Annotated in this window: 16 protein-coding genes and 5 tRNA genes; 1 reads left to right on the top strand and 20 read right to left on the bottom strand. The window is 41.5% G+C overall.

What is annotated here, in order from left to right:
* Positions 1-146: 146 nt before the first annotated feature.
* The 17 genes from rpoC to rpsU form a co-directional block, all read right to left on the bottom strand.
* Complete coding sequence (rpoC, locus tag RG47T_RS02785; RefSeq protein ID WP_074487960.1) at positions 147-4,436, bottom strand: DNA-directed RNA polymerase subunit beta'; 4,290 nt, start codon at positions 4,434-4,436, stop codon at positions 147-149.
* Positions 4,437-4,560: 124 nt separating this feature from the next.
* Positions 4,561-8,364: a DNA-directed RNA polymerase subunit beta gene (gene rpoB, locus RG47T_RS02780; protein WP_074487958.1), complete on the bottom strand. Its 3,804-nt coding sequence runs from the start codon at positions 8,362-8,364 to the stop codon at positions 4,561-4,563.
* Positions 8,365-8,517: 153 nt separating this feature from the next.
* Positions 8,518-8,898, bottom strand: a complete 381-nt coding sequence (gene rplL / locus RG47T_RS02775) for a 50S ribosomal protein L7/L12 (RefSeq protein ID WP_074487956.1) — start codon at positions 8,896-8,898, stop codon at positions 8,518-8,520.
* Between the two features lie 57 nt (positions 8,899-8,955).
* Positions 8,956-9,477, bottom strand: coding sequence for a 50S ribosomal protein L10 (gene rplJ, locus RG47T_RS02770; protein WP_074487954.1), 522 nt, complete (start codon positions 9,475-9,477; stop codon positions 8,956-8,958).
* A gap of 2 nt (positions 9,478-9,479) precedes the next feature.
* Positions 9,480-10,178 (bottom strand): 50S ribosomal protein L1, encoded by a 699-nt coding sequence (gene rplA / locus RG47T_RS02765; protein ID WP_074487952.1) that lies wholly within the window; start codon positions 10,176-10,178, stop codon positions 9,480-9,482.
* Positions 10,179-10,201: 23 nt separating this feature from the next.
* The gene (gene rplK / locus RG47T_RS02760; RefSeq protein ID WP_074487949.1) at positions 10,202-10,645 is read right to left on the bottom strand and encodes a 50S ribosomal protein L11; all 444 of its coding nucleotides are present in this window, start codon (positions 10,643-10,645) and stop codon (positions 10,202-10,204) included.
* 152 nt (positions 10,646-10,797) lie between these two features.
* Entirely contained in the window at positions 10,798-11,340 is a 543-nt protein-coding gene (nusG, locus tag RG47T_RS02755; protein WP_074487947.1) for a transcription termination/antitermination protein NusG, read from the bottom strand.
* Between the two features lie 14 nt (positions 11,341-11,354).
* A complete protein-coding gene (secE, locus tag RG47T_RS02750) occupies positions 11,355-11,549 on the bottom strand; it encodes a preprotein translocase subunit SecE (protein ID WP_074487945.1) in 195 nt (64 codons plus the stop codon).
* 25 nt (positions 11,550-11,574) lie between these two features.
* Positions 11,575-11,645 (bottom strand) — tRNA-Trp (locus RG47T_RS02745).
* A 72-nt stretch (positions 11,646-11,717) separates the two neighbouring features.
* Positions 11,718-12,905, bottom strand: coding sequence for an elongation factor Tu (tuf, locus tag RG47T_RS02740; RefSeq protein ID WP_074487943.1), 1,188 nt, complete (start codon positions 12,903-12,905; stop codon positions 11,718-11,720).
* 66 nt (positions 12,906-12,971) lie between these two features.
* Positions 12,972-13,043: transfer RNA gene (locus RG47T_RS02735), tRNA-Thr, on the bottom strand.
* Positions 13,044-13,139: 96 nt separating this feature from the next.
* A tRNA-Gly gene (locus RG47T_RS02730) sits at positions 13,140-13,212 on the bottom strand.
* Between the two features lie 86 nt (positions 13,213-13,298).
* A tRNA-Tyr gene (locus RG47T_RS02725) sits at positions 13,299-13,382 on the bottom strand.
* A 77-nt stretch (positions 13,383-13,459) separates the two neighbouring features.
* Positions 13,460-13,532, bottom strand: a tRNA-Thr gene (locus RG47T_RS02720).
* A 171-nt stretch (positions 13,533-13,703) separates the two neighbouring features.
* Entirely contained in the window at positions 13,704-14,057 is a 354-nt protein-coding gene (gene hpf, locus RG47T_RS02715) for a ribosome hibernation-promoting factor, HPF/YfiA family (protein ID WP_074487941.1), read from the bottom strand.
* A 13-nt stretch (positions 14,058-14,070) separates the two neighbouring features.
* Entirely contained in the window at positions 14,071-14,991 is a 921-nt protein-coding gene (locus RG47T_RS02710) for a tyrosine-type recombinase/integrase (RefSeq protein ID WP_317041618.1), read from the bottom strand.
* Between the two features lie 46 nt (positions 14,992-15,037).
* Entirely contained in the window at positions 15,038-15,229 is a 192-nt protein-coding gene (gene rpsU, locus RG47T_RS02705) for a 30S ribosomal protein S21 (protein WP_074487938.1), read from the bottom strand.
* A 278-nt stretch (positions 15,230-15,507) separates the two neighbouring features.
* Here rpsU and RG47T_RS02700 point away from each other — a divergent pair, with 278 nt between their 5' ends.
* Positions 15,508-17,919 carry an ABC transporter permease gene (locus RG47T_RS02700; RefSeq protein ID WP_074493068.1) on the top strand — a complete coding sequence of 804 codons (2,412 nt, stop codon included), beginning with the start codon at positions 15,508-15,510 and terminating at the stop codon, positions 17,917-17,919.
* 158 nt (positions 17,920-18,077) lie between these two features.
* Here RG47T_RS02700 and RG47T_RS02695 read toward each other — a convergent pair whose 3' ends face one another.
* The 3 genes from RG47T_RS02695 to RG47T_RS02685 form a co-directional block, all read right to left on the bottom strand.
* Positions 18,078-18,605: an adenine phosphoribosyltransferase gene (locus RG47T_RS02695; protein ID WP_074487937.1), complete on the bottom strand. Its 528-nt coding sequence runs from the start codon at positions 18,603-18,605 to the stop codon at positions 18,078-18,080.
* Positions 18,606-18,652: 47 nt separating this feature from the next.
* Positions 18,653-18,928 (bottom strand): hypothetical protein, encoded by a 276-nt coding sequence (locus tag RG47T_RS02690; RefSeq protein ID WP_074487936.1) that lies wholly within the window; start codon positions 18,926-18,928, stop codon positions 18,653-18,655.
* A gap of 91 nt (positions 18,929-19,019) precedes the next feature.
* The gene (locus tag RG47T_RS02685; protein WP_074487934.1) at positions 19,020-20,591 is read right to left on the bottom strand and encodes a glycoside hydrolase family 28 protein; all 1,572 of its coding nucleotides are present in this window, start codon (positions 20,589-20,591) and stop codon (positions 19,020-19,022) included.
* Between the last annotated feature and the right edge of the window lie 42 nt (positions 20,592-20,633).

The following is a 20,633-nucleotide window of genomic DNA, read 5'->3' as shown; positions in this document are numbered from 1 at the left end:
AGTCCCTGAAACATATCAAGCGGCAAAGCCAAACATGGCTTATTAAAAGCCCTAAGGCACTGGTTTAACAGGAACTGCTTGGCATTTATAACAAAAAAGGCTCCCTGGTTTACCCGGGGAGCCTTTTAAATATAATCAGTTTTTGATTAAGCGCCTACGTCTTCTGTTTTAGAAGCCATCAGGCGGTCAAACTCTTCTTGTGAACCTACACGTACATTATCATAGATACGCATACCGGTACCTGAAGGAATTAAGTGACCTACGATCACGTTTTCTTTCAGACCAAGCATTTTATCACGTTTACCTGCGATAGCTGCTTCGTTCAGTACCTTGGTAGTTTCCTGGAACGATGCTGCAGAGATAAACGATTTAGTACCTAATGAAGCACGGGTAATACCCTGTAACAGCGGACTAGATGTTGCTGCAATAGCGTCTCTTACTTCTACCAGTTTCAAATCTTTACGTTTCAAGATAGAATTTTCATCTCTCAATTTACGTAATGAAACAATCTGGCCTGGTTTCAATGAATTTGAATCACCTGGCTCAATAACAACTTTCTTATCGAATATGTCATCATTTTCCAGCATGAAGTCCCAACCGTCAACCGCTTCTTTTTCTAAGAAACGAGTATCTCCCGGATCCTCAATCTGTACTTTCTGCATCATCTGGTGAACGATAACCTCGAAGTGCTTATCGTTAATTTTCACACCCTGTAAGCGGTAAACTTCCTGGATACCGTTAACAAGATACTCTTGTACAGCAGCAGGGCCTTTAATCGCTAAGATATCGGCAGGAGAAATTGAACCATCTGATAACGGCATACCAGCTTTGATAAAGTCATTATCCTGTACCAGGATGTGCTTAGAAAGTGGTACCAGGTATTTTTTAACCTGTCCGTCTTTTGATTCGATGGTAATTTCACGGTTACCACGTTTTACACCGCCTAAGGTTACCACACCATCAATCTCGGTCACAACGGCCGGGTTAGATGGGTTACGAGCCTCAAACAATTCGGTTACACGTGGTAAACCACCCGTAATATCCCGTGTTTTACCAGTTGAACGAGGTATTTTAGCAATAACCTGTCCGGTTTGTATTTTCTCATTCTCGTCAACCGCAATGTGTGCGCCTACCGGGATGTTATAACCTTTAATGATGTTACCCATGCCATCAGCAATCTGGATCACAGGGTTTTTAGTTTTATCCCTGGTATCGATAATTACTTTTTCACGGTGACCGGTCTGCTCATCAGATTCTTCACGGAAAGTGATACCCTCTAATACAGCGTCGAACGCAGCCTTACCCGCAAATTCTGAGATGATAACCGCATTGTACGGATCCCATGAACAGATACGATCGCCTTTGGTAACCTTGCTGCCATCTTTTACATACAGGTATGAACCGTAAGGGATGTTGTTGGTAACAATTACCTTATTGCTGCCTTCTTCAATGATACGGAACTCACCAGAACGACCTAAAACAACCTCTACAGGTCCGTCTTCGGCTGTTTTGTATTCAACAGTACGTATGTTTTCAAATTCAATGATACCCTCGTAACGAGCATTGATCTGAGACTCTGCAGCAATGTTTGATGCAGTACCACCCACGTGGAATGTACGTAATGTTAACTGTGTACCCGGCTCACCGATTGACTGTGCTGCAATTACACCCACAGCTTCACCGCTTTGTACACGTTTACCCGATGCCAGGTTACGTCCATAACAAAGGCCGCAAACACCGCGCTTGCTTTCGCACGCCAGTACAGAACGGATTTCGATACCTTCTAAAGGAGAGTTCTCAATTGATTTACCAATTTCTTCAGTAATGTCCTGACCTGCGCCTACCAACAGTTCGCCGGTAATTGGGTCATGCACATCATGCAGTGAAGTACGACCTAAAATACGGTCATATAATGGCTCAACGATATCCTCGTTATCTTTTAATGCTGTAGTGAAAATACCGCGTAAAGTTCCGCAATCTGTTTCACCCACAATCATATCCTGGGCAACGTCATGTAAACGACGGGTTAAGTAACCAGCATCAGCTGTTTTCAACGCCGTATCCGCCAAACCTTTACGGGCACCGTGGGTAGAGATAAAGTACTCTAATACCGACAGGCCTTCTTTAAAGTTTGATAAGATCGGGTTTTCAATGATCTCGCCACCTGAACCTGATTTTTGAGGCTTAGCCATCAAACCACGCATACCTGCAAGCTGACGGATCTGCTCTTTAGAACCACGTGCACCAGAGTCAAGCATCATGTAAACAGAGTTGAAACCTTGATTATCGTTAGACAGGATATCCATTACATTCGCAGTTAAGCGGTTGTTTATACGTGTCCAGATATCGATAATTTGGTTGTAACGCTCGTTGTTGGTGATGAAACCCATGTTATAGTTACCCATAACCTCTTCAACTTCTTTAGTTGCCGATTCGATTAAAGTAACTTTCTGAGCAGGGATGTTAACATCCTGCAGATTAAATGATAAACCACCACGGAATGCCATTTGGAAACCTAACTCCTTAATATCATCAAGGAACTGGGCTGCACGGGCCATACCGGTGTTTTTAACAACTTCACCAATAATATCACGAAGTGACTTTTTGGTTAGCAATTCATTGATATAACCTACTTCTTCTGGTACGTGCTGGTTAAACAACACACGGCCAACTGTAGTATCAATTAATTTATTTACGATGCTGCCATCGCGTTCTTTTACGTTTGCTTTAACTTTAATAAAGGCATGCAGATCAATCTGTTTCTCGTTGTAAGCGATAATCACTTCTTCGGCAGAATAGAAAGATAAACCTTGTCCTTTAACAACACGACCTTCGTCTGTTTTGCGGCCTTTAGTAATATAGTAAAGACCCAAAACCATATCCTGTGATGGTACTGTAATTGGGGTACCGTTGGCAGGGTTCAAAATGTTGTGCGAAGCAAGCATCAGGATTTGGGCTTCCAAAATTGCAGCGTTACCCAGGGGTACGTGAACTGCCATCTGGTCACCATCAAAATCCGCGTTGAATGCTGTACAAGTTAACGGGTGTAATTGGATCGCTTTACCTTCAACCAATTTAGGTTGGAAAGCCTGGATACCCAACCTGTGCAACGTAGGCGCACGGTTTAATAACACAGGGTGACCCTTTAATACGTTTTCCAGAATGTCCCAAACTAATGGATCTTTACGGTCAACGATTTTCTTAGCTGATTTTACCGTTTTAACCACACCTCTTTCGATCATTTTACGAATGATGAATGGTTTAAACAGCTCGGCAGCCATATCTTTTGGTAAACCGCACTCATGCAGTTTCAAGTTAGGGCCTACAACAATTACCGAACGTGCAGAATAATCGACACGTTTACCCAGTAAGTTTTGACGGAAACGACCTTGTTTACCTTTCAGGATGTCTGAAAGAGATTTTAAGGCACGGTTACCTTCAGTTTTAACAGCGTTAACTTTACGTGAGTTATCAAATAAAGAGTCAACCGCTTCCTGAAGCATACGTTTTTCGTTACGCAAAATTACTTCCGGTGCTTTAATCTCGATCAAACGTTTTAAACGGTTGTTACGGATAATTACACGACGGTAAAGGTCATTCAAATCCGAAGTAGCGAAACGGCCACCTTCCAGGGGCACCAATGGGCGCAGTTCTGGCGGGATAACCGGAACGATCTTCACGATCATCCACTCCGGGTTGTTATCTATACGTGTACGTGCATCACGGAAAGCTTCAACAACTTGTAAGCGTTTTAAGGCTTCGTTTTTACGTTGCTGAGAAGTTTCGTTAGCAGCCTGGTGACGTAAGTCGTAAGACTGTTGGTCAAGGTCAAGGCGTTTTAATAATTCTTCTAACGCTTCAGCACCCATTTTAGCTACAAACTTCTGTGGGTCTTTATCGTCAAGATATTGGTTTTCTTTTGGTAATGTATCTAAAACATCCAGGTACTCTTCTTCTGTCAGGAAATCCATTCTTGCAATTCCGTCAGATTCTTTGATACCAGCCTGTATAACTACATAACGCTCGTAATATATAATAAGGTCGAGCTTTTTAGTTGGCAAGCCCAGTAAATAACCGATTTTGTTTGGCAAAGAACGGAAATACCAGATGTGCGCAACAGGAACCACCAAGTTGATGTGGCCCATACGCTCACGACGTACTTTCTTTTCGGTTACTTCAACACCGCAACGGTCGCAAACGATGCCTTTGTAACGGATACGTTTGTATTTACCGCAATGGCACTCATAATCTTTAACCGGACCAAAAATACGCTCGCAGAACAAACCATCACGCTCAGGCTTGTAAGTCCTGTAGTTGATGGTTTCGGGTTTTAAAACCTCGCCGCTTGAACGCTCAAGAATAGACTCCGGAGAGGCCAGACTGATCGTGATGCTGGTGAAGTTACTTTTGATTTTATTATCTTTTTTGTAAGACATAGTCTCCCTTTGTTTTAATTATTGAATGACTGATTTAGTGAACGAGTGAACTAATCACTATTTGCACGTAGAAGTTAACAAAGGATTGAATAATTACTTATTCAATCCTTCACTAATTCATTCATTATTCTAATGTGATATCCAAACCTAAACCTCTTAATTCGTGAACCAATACGTTGAATGATTCCGGAACTGATGGTGTAGGCAGATTTTCGCCTTTAACAATGGCTTCGTAAGTTTTGGCACGTCCAATAACGTCATCCGACTTCACAGTCAGGATTTCTTGAAGGATGTTAGCCGCACCGAATGCTTCCAGTGCCCAAACTTCCATCTCACCAAAACGCTGACCACCAAACTGTGCTTTACCACCCAATGGTTGTTGTGTGATAAGTGAGTACGGGCCGATTGAACGGGCGTGCATCTTATCATCAACCATGTGGCCCAGTTTCAGCATGTAGATAATACCTACAGTGGTTGTCTGGTCAAAACGCTCACCGGTTAAACCGTTGTAAAGGTAAGTACGGCCCGTTGCAGGTAAACCTGCTTTGGCAACCCACTCTTCCACTTCCTGATAAGTTGCCCCATCAAAAATTGGCGTAGCGAATTTCATACCCAGCTCTTTACCGGCCCAGCCTAAAACGGTTTCGTAGATCTGGCCTAAGTTCATACGTGAAGGTACACCCAGTGGGTTCAACACAATATCAACCGGCGTACCATCTTCCAGGAACGGCATATCTTCGTCACGTACAATACGTGCAACGATACCCTTGTTACCGTGGCGGCCTGCCATTTTATCACCTACTTTTAACTTACGTTTTTTAGCGATGTAAACTTTTGCCATTTGTACAATACCAGATGGAAGCTCGTCTCCTACGCTGATCGCAAATTTATCGCGACGGTAAGAACCAAGTTCTTCGTTCATCTTAATACCGTAGTTATGCAGTAATAATTTGATCTGATCGTTCTTGTCGTCATCAGTGGTCCATTTTGTTGGGTTGATGTTTTCGTAAGGCAGCTCAACCAAAATCTTTTGGGTAAACTTAACGCCTTTGGCAACAAGCAGTTCTTTGTAAACGTTAAACACACCTTGCGATGTTTTACCATTTACGATCTCGAACAATTTCTCGATCAGGGTATTTTTTAATTCTTTGTTCGCTCTGTCGTGCTTGATATCAAGTTTCTCCAATTGCATTTTTTCTTCTGCTTTGGTAGTCTTTTTAGCACGTGAGAACAATTTGGTATCAATTACCACACCCGCGATAGACGGCGGAGTTTTTAATGATGCATCTTTAACATCACCGGCTTTATCACCAAATATAGCGCGAAGTAGTTTCTCCTCTGGTGAAGGGTCTGACTCACCTTTAGGGGTGATCTTACCGATCAGGATATCGCCTTCTTTAACCTCGGCGCCTACACGGATAATACCGTCTTCGTCAAGGTCTTTAGTAGCTTCTTCAGATACGTTAGGGATATCAGCAGTTAACTCTTCTTCACCGCGTTTAGTGTCACGAACTTCAAGCTCGAACTCTTCTACGTGGATAGAAGTAAAGATATCCTGTGATACAACACGCTCAGAAATTACAATCGCATCCTCAAAGTTATATCCCTGCCAAGGCATGAACGCAACTTTTAAGTTACGGCCCAGTGCAAGTTCACCGTTTTGGGTAGCATAACCTTCAGACAATACTTGCCCTTTGTAAACTTTTTCGCCTTTTTTAACAATTGGCTTTAAGTTAATGGTTGTGCTCTGGTTGGTTTTCTTGAACTTGGTTAAACGGTAGCTTTTGCTATCACCATCAAATGATACCAAACGGTCATCATCATTACGATCATATTTAATACGGATCTCGTTCGCATCAACATACTCAACCACACCATCGCCTTCGGCATTGATAAGGGTACGAGAATCTTTTGCCACACGGCCTTCCAAACCAGTACCAACGATAGGAGCTTCCGGACGCAACAAAGGCACTGCCTGGCGTTGCATGTTAGATCCCATCAGGGCACGGTTAGCATCATCATGTTCTAAGAACGGAATCAGCGAAGCCGCTATAGAGGTAATTTGGTTAGGCGCAATGTCCATTAAATCCAGACGCTCTGGCTCAATAACCGGGAAGTCACCCTCGAAACGTGCTTTAACACGTGGGCTGGCGAAAACACCGTTATCATCATAATGGGCGTTAGCCTGGCCTATAGTTTTACCATCTTCATCCTCTGCCGATAAGTAAATTACCGGTTGATTCACTTCAACTTTACCATCGGTAACACGTTTGTATGGTGTTTCGATAAAGCCTAAGTTATTGATCTTGGCATGTACGCAAAGTGAAGAGATCAAACCAATGTTCGGGCCTTCCGGAGTTTCGATGGTACACAACCTACCGTAGTGGGTGTAGTGAACGTCACGAACCTCGAAACCCGCACGCTCGCGCGACAGACCACCAGGGCCTAAGGCTGACAGACGACGCTTGTGCGTAATCTCTGCCAGTGGATTGGTTTGGTCCATAAACTGTGATAACTGGTTAGTTCCGAAGAACGAGTTGATCACAGAAGATAGTGTACGTGCATTGATCAGGTCGGTTGGTGTGAACACCTCGTTATCACGAATGTTCATACGCTCGCGGATGGTACGTGCCATACGGGCTAAACCAACACCAAATTGCGCATAAAGCTGCTCGCCAACCGTACGAACACGACGGTTTGACAAGTGATCGATATCATCCACCTCAGCTTTAGAGTTGATCAACTTAATTAGGTACTTAACAATAGCAATAATATCTTGCTTGGTTAAAACCTTAGTTTCGTTAGAAGTCTCTAACTTCAATTTACGGTTGATGCGGTAACGACCAACATCACCCAAATCATATCTTTTATCAGAGAAGAATAAACGATCGATGATACCACGAGCAGTTTCCTCATCAGGTGGTTCGGCGTTACGTAATTGACGGTAGATGTGCTCCACCGCTTCTTTCTCCGAGTTCGAAGTATCTTTTTGTAGGGTATTATATATAATGGTGTAATCACCGCTGGTAGAAGCATCTTCCTTGTTCAGGATAATGGTTTTCACACCTGCATCGATGATCATATCTATATGGTCGTCTTCCAGTACGGTTTCGCGCTCGAGGATGATCTCATTACGGTCGATAGATACAACTTCACCTGTATCCTCATCCACAAAATCTTCAACCCATTTTTTAAGCACCCTTGCAGCAAGCTTACGGCCAATAAATTTCTTAAGGCCAGATTTGCTTACTTTAACTTCGTCGGCAAGTTCAAACAACTCAAGGATGTCCTTGTCCGAATCATAACCGATAGCACGAAGTAAGGTAGTAACCGGGAATTTCTTTTTACGATCTATATATGCATACATCACGTTATTAACGTCTGTAGCAAACTCAATCCATGATCCTTTGAAAGGGATAACACGGGCCGAGTATAATTTGGTACCATTGGTGTGGCGGCTTTGGCCAAAGAACACACCTGGCGAACGGTGTAACTGAGATACAATTACGCGCTCGGCACCGTTGATCACAAATGTACCTTTAGGAGTCATGTATGGGATAGTACCCAGGTACACGTCCTGTACAATAGTTTCAAAGTCTTCGTGCTCTTCATCATTACATGATAAACGCAGTTTGGCTTTTAACGGAACACTGTAAGTTAATCCGCGTTCGATACACTCTTGTATATCATAACGTGGCGGGTCAATAAAATAATCAAGAAACTCTAAAACAAAGATGTTTCTTGAATCTGAGATAGGAAAGTTCTCAGCAAATACTTTAAATAAACCTTCGGTATGACGGTTATCTGAAGTAGTTTCTAGCTGAAAGAATTCCCTGAAAGATTGCAACTGAACATCCAGAAAATCAGGGTAATCAATTACGTGCCTGCTGGTTGCAAAGTTTACTCTTTGATTATTGTTGTTTGCCAAGGGATTATAATTTAAAATTTATAAATTTCTTTTGCTCTGTGCAAAACTGGTTCTTAAACATTCAAGCAAAAAATGAGAACCATATAAATAGCAATAGACCCCGACCAAAAAAGGTCGGAGTCTCATGCTTTGGGCTATCGCCTGGGGTTAAAATTATTTAACCTCAACAACAGCGCCTGCGTCTTCTAATTGCTTTTTAAGTGATTCAGCTTCTTCTTTAGTAACACCAGCTTTTAATTCTTTAGGTGCACCATCAACTAAATCTTTAGCTTCTTTCAAGCCTAAACCAGTTAAGTCTTTAACCAATTTAACAACAGCTAATTTCTGACCACCAGCTTCTTTCAAGATAACATCGAAAGCGGTTTGCTCAGCAGCAGCTGCAGGAGCATCGCCACCAGCAGCAGGAGCTGCTGCTACAGCTGCAGCAGCAGCTGGCTCAATACCATACTCATCTTTAAGGATCTGAGCTAATTCGTTAACTTCTTTTACTGTCAAGTTTACCAACTGTTCAGCAAACGATTTTAAATCTGCCATTTTATTTTATTTTTTCTTAATTACGTAATTTTTAAATCGAACTTTATAGGTGTTCGGTTAACCTTCTCTTTCTTGTAATGTTTTAACAAGCCCTGCAATGATATTTCCGCCTGATTGTAATGCAGAAATAACGTTTTTAGCAGGAGATTGTAATAAGCCGATGATCTCACCGATCAATTGTTCTTTAGATTTCAATGCAACTAAAGTGGCCAATTGGTCGTCTCCGATAAACACCGATGAATCAATGTAAGCTGCTTTTAAAAGTGGTTTATCACCTTGTCTTCTAAGTTCTTTAATCAGTTTTGCCGGGGCAGTGCCTGATTTAGAGAACATGATAGATGATGAACCTTTTAAAACACCATACACTTCATCAAAGTCGCCACCAACGGTTTCCATAGCTTTACGAATAAGGCTATTTTTTGCTACTTTAATAGTAATGTCGTTTTCAAAACATTTGCGACGGATCTTGTTGATCTTTTCAACTGACAGGTCTGAGGTATCGGTAATATAAAAATTACCAAACTCTTTCATCTGATCAGCAAGAGCAACAACTAGGTCGTTTTTTTCTTCTCTGTTCATGATTAAATTCCTGCTACTGATTTAGTTTCAACTGTAATTCCTTGCGACATTGTTGAAGAGACATGTATGCTCTTGAAGTATGTTCCTTTTGCTGAAGAAGGTTTTAATTTAGAAATGGTTTGTAATACTTCCAAAGCATTTTCATAAATCTTCTCAGCAGGGAAAGATACTTTTCCTATTGAGGCATGGATGATACCGGTTTTGTCAACCTTGAAGTCGATCTTACCTGCTTTTACCTCAGTTACCGCTTGCCCAACATTTGGGGTTACAGTACCTGATTTAGGGTTAGGCATTAAGTTACGTGGACCCAGGATACGTCCTAGTCTACCTACCTTAGCCATAACGCTTGGCATAGTGATGATAATATCAACATCAGTCCATCCGCCTTCTATTTTAGCAATGTAGTCATCCAAACCAACAAAATCTGCACCTGCGTCTTTTGCTTCCTGCTCTTTGTCAGGAGTACAAAGTACTAATACACGTACGGTTTTGCCAGTTCCATGAGGCAATGTTGCAATACCACGCACCATTTGATTGGCTTTACGCGGGTCAACACCTAAACGTACATCGATATCAACAGAAGCATCAAACTTGGTAGTGGTTATATCCTTTACCAATGCAGTTGCATCTTGTAACGTGTACGATTTATTAGCCTCAATTTTGGAGAGTACTGCTTTTTGATTTTTTGTTAATCTAGCCACTTTCTTTAACTGATTTGTATTAATTAATTATTCCAGGGTGCTGTACCAGATACGGTAATTCCCATACTGCGTGCAGTACCAGCCACCATTTTCATGGCAGACTCTACTGTGAATGCATTTAAGTCAGTCATTTTATCTTTGGCGATAGTTTCAACCTGATCCCAGTTTACACTGGCAACCTTTTTACGGTTTGGCTCTGCCGACCCACTTTTTAAACCTGTAACTTCCATTAACTGGATGGCTACCGGTGGAGTTTTAATGATAAAATCAAAAGACTTGTCAACATAAACAGTAATAACTACAGGAAGCACTTTACCAGGTTTGTCCTGGGTACGTGCGTTGAACTGCTTGCAAAACTCCATAATGTTCACACCTTTTGCACCCAATGCAGGGCCAATTGGAGGAGATGGGTTTGCAGCGCCGCCCTTTACTTGCAGCTTTACCATTGCACCGACTTCTTTTGCCATTTTACTTTGATTTATTTGTTACTTAATGTTAGTAAGTGGAAGCTTTGTAACATTTAACACTCTTCTTGATTTCGGATTTAACACTCTAAATAAGAAATCTATATTTTTTAAATTTTAAATCCGACATCGAAAATCCGACATCCGAAATAAAACTACTCTTTCTCTACCTGCATGTAATTCAATTCAAGCGGTGTACGGCGCCCGAAGATCTTTACCATTACTTTGAGTTTCTTTTTCTCTTCGTTCACTTCTTCTATCACACCGCTAAAGCCATTGAAAGGGCCATCCATTACTTTAACGTTTTCGCCAACGTAATATGGTACATTCATGGTTTCGCCTTGTGAGGTCATCTCATCAACCTTACCTAAGATACGGTTAACTTCGGCCTGGCGAAGTGGTATTGCATTTCCGGCTTTATCACCCAGGAAACCAATAACGCTGTTTATATTTTTGATGATGTGCTCAAGCTCACCATCTAAGGCTGCTTCCATTAATACATAACCCGGGAAAAAATTGCGTTCTTTTGCAATTTTCTTACCATCGCGCATTTGGTAGTACTTTTCGGTAGGTATTAATACCTGGGGTACTAAATGCGAAAGGCCCAAACGATTAATTTCGGCATCTAAATATTGTTTAACTTTTTTTTCTTTCCCGCTAATGGCCCTAACCACGTACCATTTTAAATTTTCACTCATCCCGATGTATTAAATTAAGTAAGTGAACTATAAAACTGCTTGATTAAATAACCGATAATCTGGTCCATACCAAAAACCAAAAGGGCAATAATGATAGCAGCAACCAATACTAAAACTGCGCTGTTCTGCAATTCGCGAAAGGTTGGCCAAGTTACCTTTTCCGTTAACTCTATGTAAGATCCCTTAATATATTCAGCTACGTTAGCCATCTTGTTATTTAATCAAAGTTGTTAGCACGGGAACAAGGATTCGAACCCTGATCAAAGGTTTTGGAGACCTCTATTCTACCGTTGAACTATTCCCGTGTATTATAAGAAAACATAAGTCTGCAGTTTACACATGCAGACTTACGTTTCTAATTAACCTTTTGAAATTTCTTATTTTAAAATTTCAGTTACCTGGCCAGCACCTACTGTTCTACCACCCTCACGGATAGCGAAACGCAGACCTTTTTCCATTGCGATTGCGTTGATCAAAGCTACAGTGATTGTAACGTTATCACCTGGCATAACCATTTCTACGCCTTCAGCTAAGGTGATTTCACCTGTAACGTCTGTGGTACGGAAATAGAATTGTGGGCGGTATCTGTTGAAGAAAGGCGTGTGACGGCCACCTTCTGCTTTTGATAATACGTAAACTTCGGCTTTGAAATCTGTGTGAGGAGTTACTGAACCTGGTTTGCAAATAACCATACCACGACGGATGGCTTCTTTTTCAATACCACGTAACAATAAACCTACGTTGTCACCTGCTTCACCTCTATCAAGGATCTTGCGGAACATTTCAACACCTGTTACAGTTGATTTTAAGTTTTCAGCACCCATACCAAGGATGTCTACTTGCTCACCTGAGTTAATGATACCACGCTCGATACGGCCTGTTGCTACAGTACCACGACCTGTGATTGAGAATACATCCTCAACTGGCATTAAGAAAGGTAAGTCAGTTAAACGTGGAGGAATTGGAATGTAGCTATCAACTGCATTCATCAAATCCATAATTTTTTCAACCCATACTGGCTCGCCGTTAAGGCCACCAAGAGCTGAACCTTGGATAACAGGAATATCATCACCAGGGAAATCGTAGAATGATAATAATTCGCGGATTTCCATTTCTACTAATTCTAGTAATTCTGGATCATCAACCATGTCAACTTTATTCATAAACACAACTAATGAAGGCACACCAACTTGGCGAGACAACAGGATGTGTTCACGAGTTTGAGGCATTGGACCATCAGTAGCTGCAACAACGATGATAGCACCGTCCATTTGAGCAGCACCTGTTACCATGTTTTTCACATAATCCGCGTGACCTGGACAGTCAACGTGTGCATAGTGACGGGTAGCAGTAGAATACTCAACGTGAGCAGTATTGATAGTAATACCACGCTCTTTTTCTTCAGGAGCTGAATCGATTGAATCGAATGAACGAGCTTCTGAAAAACCTTTGTCAGCCAAAACTTTAGTGATAGCTGCGGTAAGGGTTGTTTTACCGTGGTCAACGTGACCGATTGTACCGATGTTTAAGTGCGGCTTGCTGCGGTCAAACTTTTCTTTTGCCATGATTTATAAATGTTTGTAGGTTAATTTTCTATTTAAATTGTCGTTATATATTACTATAATACGCCGAGCCAACGAAGGGATTTGAACCCTTGGCCTCTTCCTTACCAAGGAAGTGCTCTACCCCTGAGCTACGTCGGCTTGTATTTTTTGCTCAGGTTATTTAGTTATATGTTATTAAGTTACTCGAAACAAATCTTTTAAACCTAACAACTCAGTAACTTAATAACCTACCAGAGCGGAAGACGAGGTTCGAACTCGCGACCTATAGCTTGGAAGGCTATCGCTCTACCAACTGAGCTACTTCCGCATAACAATGAGTGGGTTAGTGAAGGACTGTGTTAGTGAATAAAACTCACTTACTCAACCAATCAACAACTCACTCATTGACGCTTGTGGGGGGAGGAGGATTCGAACCTCCGAAGTCATTACAACAGCAGATTTACAGTCTGATCCATTTGGCCGCTCTGGAATCCCCCCATCGAAACATTTTGTGTTTCGGGTCGCAAATATGAACTTTTATATTCACATTACAAATCGAAAATCAAAATTTTCTGAGCCTCCTATCGGGATCGAACCAATGACCTACTGATTACAAGTCAGTTGCTCTACCAGCTGAGCTAAGGAGGCTTTTAACAATAAATTTAAAGAACTCTTTTAATCTGTGTCTTCTACGTTGATGACCTTCTCAAAAGGGAATGCAAATCTACACATTTTTGCAGCAGAACAAAATTTTTTTGCAAAAAAAATCGGCAGGTTTTAAACCTGCCGATTTTGACCATTTTAAAGGCCTTTTTATTGCTAAAACTCGTCTTCTAAAGCTGCTTCACTAAGCACTACTTTGGCTGCTGTTGCAGCTGCGGCGGCATTTTTCTGCTTATGGCGTTCAATCTGCTTGCGTAAACTTTCAACTGCTAAATCAGTTGCCTCTTCAAAACTTTTGCACTTTTCTTTTACAAATAACTGGCTACCAGGTATCAGGCATTTGATCTCTGTAATTTTGTTCGCCTCATCTTCTACATTCTCTAATTTCAGGTAAACTTCACCACTAATTATCTTATCATAAAACTGGTCCAGCTTATCTACTTTCTTCTGTATGAAGTCTAATAATTTCTTGTCGGCATTGAAATGAATTGATTGAACTGAAATTTTCATGTTTCCTCCTGTTTTAGGCCTTTGGATGGGCCAGTTTGTAAATAGATTTTAAACGTTCCACAGAGTTGTGGGTGTAAATTTGGGTTGCGCCGAGGCTTGCATGCCCTAACAATTCTTTAATAGCGTTTAAATCGGCCCCGTTGTTCAGCAATGCTGTTGCAAAGGTATGCCTTAGCACGTGGGGGCTTCTTTTATCCTGTGTTGATATGCCTGACAGATATTTATGCACTATTAAATAAATTAGTTTCGGATAAGCATCGGCTCCCTTATTTGTAACGATCAGCGTTAACGAATTGTTATCAAAAATTTCACTTTTTTTTAACACCAGGTACTCGGCAAGCAAATGCCGCAGTTGGGTGTTTACCGGTACTATCCGCTCTTTATTGCGCTTGCCCAGCACTTTTACGGTGCCTTCGTAAGCATCATAATCAGTTTCTTTAATGCCCAACAGCTCGGAGAGGCGAATGCCGGTACCAAACAACAGCTCAATTACCAGCTTATCGCGCATGCCTTTAAAGTCGGGCGTAAAAATATCCTCGCCATCCAGCATTTTGGATAGTTTCTCATCCTCTACCACAATGGGCAGCTGCTTTGAAATTTTTGGGGCTTGTACACGCGATGCCGGGTTTGCTTCGATCAGTTTTTCCTGAACCAGAAATTTAAAATATTTGCGAAGCGTAGCTATTTTACGGTTAACGGTGCGCGCGCTGCGGTCGTCGTCCATCAAAGTCACAATCCACTGGCGGATGTGGTGATGTGTTATTTCCTGTAATTGTATTTCGGGGGTTTGGCCAAGGAACACAATAAATTGCTCCAGGTCATTTTTATAAGCGGTTACCGTATGCGCCGAGTAGCGCTTTTCGTGCTGTATATATTGAATGAACCGCTGTAAAAACATAAAAACTATTTGCGCATTGAAAAAATCAATGTACAAATAGTTTTAATATTTATGGAAACTAAGTTTAACTTTTTTTCAAAAGTTACGCCTGGTCTAAATTCATATTTTGTTTGTAGATCGCATGTTTGATCTCGTGTCTGCGGGAAACAGATTTTTTCTCGAAAGCTTGACGACTGCGTAGTTCGCGCAATACACCTGTTTTCTCAAATTTCTTCTTGAAGCGTTTTAACGCTTTGTCTAACGATTCTCCGTCTTTAATATTTACTATAATCATATACCCTCATACCTCCTTTCAGGGACGGCAAAGATAGGTGAAATAATTGATTTTCAAAATGGTATTTGTAAATACGTTTTATATAAGATCATTTCTGTTAGATATATTTAACATGCCTTGTAAAAAAACAGACAAATGTTGGTTGCAAGCCATTACTTTTGACCATTAACGTACATTAGGTGTACGATACCGAACACGACAAATTTATTAATATATTGATCTGCAATGATTTATATCGTGGCATATTATTTCGTTTAGCTGTTCTAAATATCTGTATTATGTTTCGACACTTTTTACTTATCGCCAGGCGTAATCTGCTCAAAAGAAAGTTCTATAGCTTTATCAATATTATCGGGCTTACAATAGGGATGAGTTGCTGTGTGCTTATAGGATTGTATGTGCAGCACGAGCTTTCGTACGATCGTTATAATACCAGGCATGATCGTATCTACAGGGTATTACAGACCTTTCGCAGTGTTGAAAAGGGGCAAAAGATAACCGCTCCCGCGCCTGAAGATTACCAGGTTTGGGGCTGTGCGCCGGTTGGACCCGCTTTAGCGGCCGATTTTCCACAAGTAAAAGAGATGGTGCAATTTATGAGCCCCGTAAGTTTACTGCTGGAGTATGGAGATAAACGTTTACAGCAGGAGAACCTTATTTGTATAGACTCTACCGCTTTTAAAGTTTTCAGTTGGAAACTCTTACAGGGTAATCCACAAACTGCCTTGGTTGCTCCTAATAGCATAGTATTAACTCAAAAAATAGCCGAGAAATTTTTCGGCCATACCAATGCCGTAGGTAAAACACTACGGGTAAACAATGGCGACCATTTTACCGTAACCGGAGTTGTTGCTGATGTGCCTGCAAACTCGCAAATTGCTTTCAACGGGCTAATATCTATGTCAACCGCCAGAAAATGGCGTGAAGACGTTTTTAGTGCCTGGGGATACGTAGATTTTTACACCTACTTTGTGCTTAAAGACCATGCAGATATTGCAGCTATGCAAGCAGCTGTCCCTGCATTTTTAAAACGCCATAACATGGAAGATCCGGGTTATACGATTGCATTTGAAAAAATCGATGACGCTTATCTTCATTCAAAAGCGTCCAGACAGCCAGGCCCTGTAGGCAGCATGAGTAACATTTATTTATTTTGCTGCATTGGTATTATCATACTGATTATTGCCTGTGTTAATTTTATGAATTTGTCTACAGCGCGTTCGCTCGAAAGGGCCAAAGAGGTAGGCGTGCGGAAAGTACTAGGCGTGCAACCCTCGGCACTCAGGTGGCAATTTTTATTCGAGTCTATTTTAATTTCAATGATCGCGGCTACCCTGGCGGTTGCATTAACCAACCTGAGCTTGCCCGTAGTTAGTGCTTTATCTGGTAAAGACTTTGCTCCAAAGGTTTTCTTTAGCGGCCAATTAGCCGCATGGATGGTTATACTTACTTTGGCAACAGGTGTTTTAGCGGGGGCCTACCCTGCCTGGTTTCTTTCCCGCTTTCAACCAATAGCTGTTTTGAAGGGCGTATTCAAACCTTCGAACAGTAATATATCCTTACGAAAAGCACTGGTTATTTTTCAGTTTACACTTTCCATTACATTAATTGCAGGGACTGCAATTGTATATACAGAATTAAAGTTTCTTAATAATCATGATCTGGGGTTTACAAAAGATCAGATGCTGGTTTTAAACTTTGAAGGCGATGACCAGGTACAGCAAAATTTAGAAAGTATAAAAAAGTCGCTTGCCGACCAGCCTGGTGTTGTATCGGTTGCAGCTTCACGCGCAGTGCCGGGCGAGTTTTTACCGAATGCGGGTACAGATATACAAGGCCCCGACGGGCAAATGACGAATAAGATTCCGCTTATTTATGAAATCGATTTTGATTTTATTTCATGTCTTAAAATCCCGCTCGCAGCAGGCAGAAATTTTTCGCGCGCTTTTATTACAGATAGTACTCAGGCAATAGTGATTAATGAAGCCGCTGCAAAATTGTATGGCTATCGCCATCCTGCGGATGCCATAGGTAAAAAGTTTTCGCAGTGGGGCAGGCAGGGCACTATAATAGGCGTGGTTAAAAATTTTAATTTCCGCTCTTTACATACAGAAGTAGAACCATTAACCTTAAGGTACGGAATGCCCGGCTCACTTAATCGTATTGAGGTAGCTATTAAAGCTGAGCATGTTGCTGCTACCATTACAGCGCTCGAAAAAACATGGAAGAGCGTGGCGCCACAAAGGCCTTTTTTGTATTATTTCTTAGATCAATCGTTCAACAAGCAATATGAAGCAGATCAACACTTCGGCTACCTGTTCTCCTTATTTTCTTGTTTGGCTATTTTAATTGCCTGCCTGGGCCTATTTGGATTAGCCACATTTACTGCGCAACAGCGTGTTAAAGAAATAGGAATACGTAAAGTGCTGGGTGCCTCTGTTTATAATATTGTTGTACTTATTAGTAAGGATTTTATGCGTTTGGTATTAATTGCTATTGTAATAGCCATACCGCTGTGTATATTGATAATGAACCAATGGCTAAAAGATTTTGCTTACAGGATAACAATTAGTCCGGGAATATTTATCATAACAGCCATTATCGCACTTTTAATCGCCTTATTAACAATTAGCTGGCAAACCATTAAAGCTGCCCTGGCAAATCCCGTAGAATCAATTAAAAATGAATAATATATCAGCCTGAAGCACACACACAATAAACCAAACACGCTAATACTTTCCTGACCTAATTAGTGACAATATTTTGGCACTGATTAGGTCCACGCCTGCCACGATGATTACGTAGCTTATACAATATTTGATTCTTGCCTCTACTTCCTGGTTCTTTATTAATATTCAGCCAATACAATTATTTTATTGCTTGTAGATGCAATGCGCTCTTTACCGTTCAGGAAGTTTAACCCTATTACAAAAGAGAAACCGGCTATTATCCCACCCATCTCCTGTATAAGTTCGCTGGCTGCAGTAACGGTGCCACCGGTGGCCAGCAAATCATCATGGATCAGCACATGCTGGCCGGGCTCAAAGGCATCGGTGTGCAACTCTATGGTTGCTGTGCCGTATTCTAACTCATAAACTTTTTGCTTTATCGCATAAGGCAGCTTACCGGCCTTACGTACAGGCACAAAGGGTACGCCCAACTTATTAGCCAGGGTTAAGCCGAATAAAAAGCCCCTGCTCTCTACCCCTGCTACCACATCAACACGGGTACCGTTTAACTGGTTGATAAAAGCATCAACAATAGCATTACAAAGCCCGGGTTCTTTCAATATCGGGGTAATATCTTTAAATACAATACCAGGTTTTGGAAAATCGTGAATATCCCGTATAACTGCTTTTATCTGCTGATCGATCATGTGGTGTGTGAATGCTTTGCCAATATTAAGCAAATTTCTGCAATCGATTATTCATTGCCGTTTTCCAGATCGCTTTCGTGCGGGTTCAGGATGTACTCGATCTCCTCGCGCGAATTTTTGATCACGAACCTTAAGCGTTCTTTGGGTAAAGTAATATCCAATGATATTTCGGCCAGTACTGTTTCCAGGTTATCGGCAAGCTCTTTAATGTTGCGGTTATCGGGTACATGGATCAGAATATCATCGCCTTTTCCATCTATTTTCCATTGCGGCACGTTGGCATGCTGTAAAACTTCGATCCACTTTTGCTGGTAGGCATTCATATAAACTAGGGTTGGTTAAAACTAATAAAGCCTGATAAGCTGCAAAAGGTTTTATCCAAGCCCGGTTTAATTAGTCCATATTACCTTAATATTACTTTAAAGCTTTAAAGCCGATAACATTGGTTTGCGCTATACTTTTAATATCAGTTGTTACCCCAATACCATTACTAAGCGAAAGTATAGCCGCTTTAGTATTCTGCGGCGCAGCCGAACCCTTAAAGCCCGAGATATACAGATCTTTAAAATGATCTGCAGCTATGCCGCTGGTAAAATAAGGCTGGGTTATGCTGTTATCCCAGCTTAATCTGAAATTATTGATTGATAAACCAGCTACAAAATGAGCCATTAAACCCGGGATATCACTGGCAAACAATTGGTCTTTGGGTGCCAATCCACCACGCATATCAATATTACCGCCGGCAACATCATTCAACTTGCTATTTTTTAATTGAAAAGATACATTATTGAAACGCACATCCTGTATCACACTTTCGGCCGAACCATAGATCAGCATACCGTTTTCGCCGGTACAGCTAATGTTGTTAAACTCTATGTTTCTGATCGTACCCAGCTTTACATGCTCTTTACCCCTGACAGCCGAAATATGGATCGGCTCGCCATTGCCCCACCAATCGCCAGTGTGCAGATAGGTTTCGATGTGCATATCAGAAAACGTAATATTCTCCAGCGAGCCTTCGTCGCGCAAAAAGATCCCGATGCCCCGGCTGGAGTTGGTGATATTGGTATGGCTTACATGCACATTACGCACCGTATTTTGATCCAGAAACCCAATACGGATACCACTTGAGTTTGACTGCAGGTTACAGTTTGATACAATGATGTTTTCAGACACATGTTTCAATCCCTTAAACCCGGGAATTTCGAAGTGATGATCGTATCCCACAATGGCAATGGCGTCGTCGCCCGCGCGGATATCGCAGTTATCAATTACCACGTTGCTGCAGCTGGTTACATCAATACCATCGGCATTGGGTACCAGTAAACCGCTCCATAACCTGATACCGCTTACATTAACCGCATCACAATCTGCAAAGTGCAGGGTCCAGAATGGAGAGTTAATGAGCGACACATCCCGCATGTGTACATTTTTGCAATTAGAGAAAATCACCATCTGATGCGGCCGGTCTTTATTGGGTACCACCGGGCCATCCCCTATCCCGCTTTCCACATGGCGGAAATTATCTTTTTGCCGGGTAAGGCTGCTGCTTTTGGCATCAATTTTTTTTGCCTTTGTAAAATCGTGAAACACGGGGTTGTTACCGTCTATAGTCCCGGCACCTGTTATCGATACATTTTCTGCATCGGTTGTATAAAGCATCCCGTAATAATTAAGCCCATATACCGGCATGGTATAGGATACATAGTCCTTCAGGTCGGGGCTGCCTTTCAGCACGGCTCCGTTTTCGAGATACAGGTTTATATTACTTTTTAAATGGAAGGTACCCGTTACAAAAGTGCCGGCCGGCACGTAAACCATGCCCCCGCCATTAGCGCTGCAGGCATCTACAGCATTTTGTAAAGCCGCAGTGTTTACCGTTTTACCATCGGCAATAGCACCGTAATCTTTTATATTAAATGTTTGTGCAAAACACTGCTGAACAAAGAATACGAGCAGGACAGATAAAAATCTCAACTTATTCATTCGTAAAAATTGGTTAATAATTGGTTTACGAAGATGTTGCTT

This window comes from Mucilaginibacter polytrichastri (genome assembly GCF_001911425.1).
In the GTDB taxonomy this organism is placed as follows: Bacteria; Bacteroidota; Bacteroidia; order Sphingobacteriales; family Sphingobacteriaceae; genus Mucilaginibacter; species Mucilaginibacter polytrichastri.
Note: the sequence above shows the minus strand (reverse complement) of the source record. Positions and strands in the feature narration are given on the sequence as shown.

Bases quoted from the DNA above. Each gene is read 5' to 3' on its own strand.
- rpoC (WP_074487960.1), bottom strand. From the start codon at position 4,436: ATGTCTTACAAAAAAGATAATAAAATCAAAAGTAACTTCACCAGCATC.
- rplL (WP_074487956.1), bottom strand. From the start codon at position 8,898: ATGGCAGATTTAAAATCGTTTGCTGAACAGTTGGTAAACTTGACAGTA.
- rplJ (WP_074487954.1), bottom strand. From the start codon at position 9,477: ATGAACAGAGAAGAAAAAAACGACCTAGTTGTTGCTCTTGCTGATCAG.
- rplK (WP_074487949.1), bottom strand. From the start codon at position 10,645: ATGGCAAAAGAAGTCGGTGCAATGGTAAAGCTGCAAGTAAAGGGCGGC.
- nusG (WP_074487947.1), bottom strand. From the start codon at position 11,340: ATGAGTGAAAATTTAAAATGGTACGTGGTTAGGGCCATTAGCGGGAAA.
- secE (WP_074487945.1), bottom strand. From the start codon at position 11,549: ATGGCTAACGTAGCTGAATATATTAAGGGATCTTACATAGAGTTAACG.
- tuf (WP_074487943.1), bottom strand. From the start codon at position 12,905: ATGGCAAAAGAAAAGTTTGACCGCAGCAAGCCGCACTTAAACATCGGT.
- hpf (WP_074487941.1), bottom strand. From the start codon at position 14,057: ATGAAAATTTCAGTTCAATCAATTCATTTCAATGCCGACAAGAAATTA.
- rpsU (WP_074487938.1), bottom strand. From the start codon at position 15,229: ATGATTATAGTAAATATTAAAGACGGAGAATCGTTAGACAAAGCGTTA.
- RG47T_RS02700 (WP_074493068.1), top strand. From the start codon at position 15,508: ATGTTTCGACACTTTTTACTTATCGCCAGGCGTAATCTGCTCAAAAGA.
- RG47T_RS02695 (WP_074487937.1), bottom strand. From the start codon at position 18,605: ATGATCGATCAGCAGATAAAAGCAGTTATACGGGATATTCACGATTTT.
- RG47T_RS02690 (WP_074487936.1), bottom strand. From the start codon at position 18,928: ATGAATGCCTACCAGCAAAAGTGGATCGAAGTTTTACAGCATGCCAAC.
- RG47T_RS02685 (WP_074487934.1), bottom strand. From the start codon at position 20,591: ATGAATAAGTTGAGATTTTTATCTGTCCTGCTCGTATTCTTTGTTCAG.